General features: G+C 67.1%; 1 protein-coding gene and 2 tRNA genes. All 3 read left to right on the top strand.

Annotated elements, in window-relative coordinates; genetic code table 11:
• A partial coding sequence (locus AC1D2K_RS35180) for a uracil-DNA glycosylase (protein ID WP_478095111.1) occupies positions 1 to 662 on the top strand: 662 nt, incomplete at its 5' end.
• 99 nt (positions 663 to 761) lie between these two features.
• Positions 762 to 847: transfer RNA gene (locus AC1D2K_RS35175), tRNA-Tyr, on the top strand.
• Positions 848 to 922: 75 nt separating this feature from the next.
• A tRNA-Gly gene (locus AC1D2K_RS35170) sits at positions 923 to 996 on the top strand.
• The last annotated feature ends 19 nt before the right edge of the window (positions 997 to 1,015 follow it).

Genomic DNA, 1,015 nt, shown 5'->3' with positions numbered 1-1,015 from the left:
GGCGGCCGCTGGTCGACGAGTTCTTCGCCAGCCCCGCCGGTGAGAAGCTGCTCGGTTACCTGCGCGAGCGGCTGGACGCCGGTGCCGTGGTCTTCCCGCCGCGGCCGCTGCGCTCCCTCGAGCTGACGCCGCCCGAGGAGGTCCGCGTCGTGATCCTGGGCCAGGACCCGTACCACGGCCGCGGCCAGGCCGAAGGCCTTGCGTTCTCGGTGGCGCCGGGCGTGCCGCTGCCGCCCTCGCTGCGCAACATCTTCAAGGAGCTGGAGCGTGACCTCGGCACGCGGCCGCCGGCGTTCCCGAACCCCGGAGGCAGCCTGGTGGATTGGGCCAGGCACGGCGTGCTGCTGCTCAACACCTGCCTCACGGTGGAGGAGGGCCAGGCCGCCAGCCATTCGGGGCGCGGCTGGGAGGTGCTGACCGACGCGGTGATCCGCCACGTGGCCAGCCGGCCGCAGCCGGTGCTCTTCATGCTCTGGGGCGCACACGCGCAGAGCAAGCGGGCGCTGATCGATACGAATCGTCACAAAGTACTGATCGCCAATCATCCGTCGCCGTTGTCGGCCCTCAGGCCGCCCCTGCCATTCATCGGCTGCGGTCATTTCGGCGAGGCGCGCGCCTGGCGGGAGGCGGGATTGTCGACATCGCACCAGGAAGGCGCCTGATTTTCGTGCGAGAATCGAGGGCTCTCGGAACGCGGGCGGGCGTGGGCGGGCTGTCATCGGCGTGGCTCCCCAAAACCGTGCTATATTCCGAGGTTCGCCGGAGAGGTGGCCGAGTGGTTAATGGCAGCAGACTGTAAATCTGCCCTCTTACGAGTACGCTGGTTCGAATCCAGCCCTCTCCACCAGCGATGAATGGATTTTTGCAGAGCGCTTGACTGTGGCTGTTGCGGTGTCTCCCGATCGAGGGTGGGTGCCACGATGCGGGAGTAGTTCAATGGTAGAACCCTAGCCTTCCAAGCTAATGACGCGGGTTCGATTCCCGTCTCCCGCTCCAGAGGTTCAGGTCGGCGTGA

This window comes from Variovorax sp. P1_H12_2 (assembly GCF_056405335.1).
This window is presented reverse-complemented; position numbering and strand designations above follow the sequence as displayed.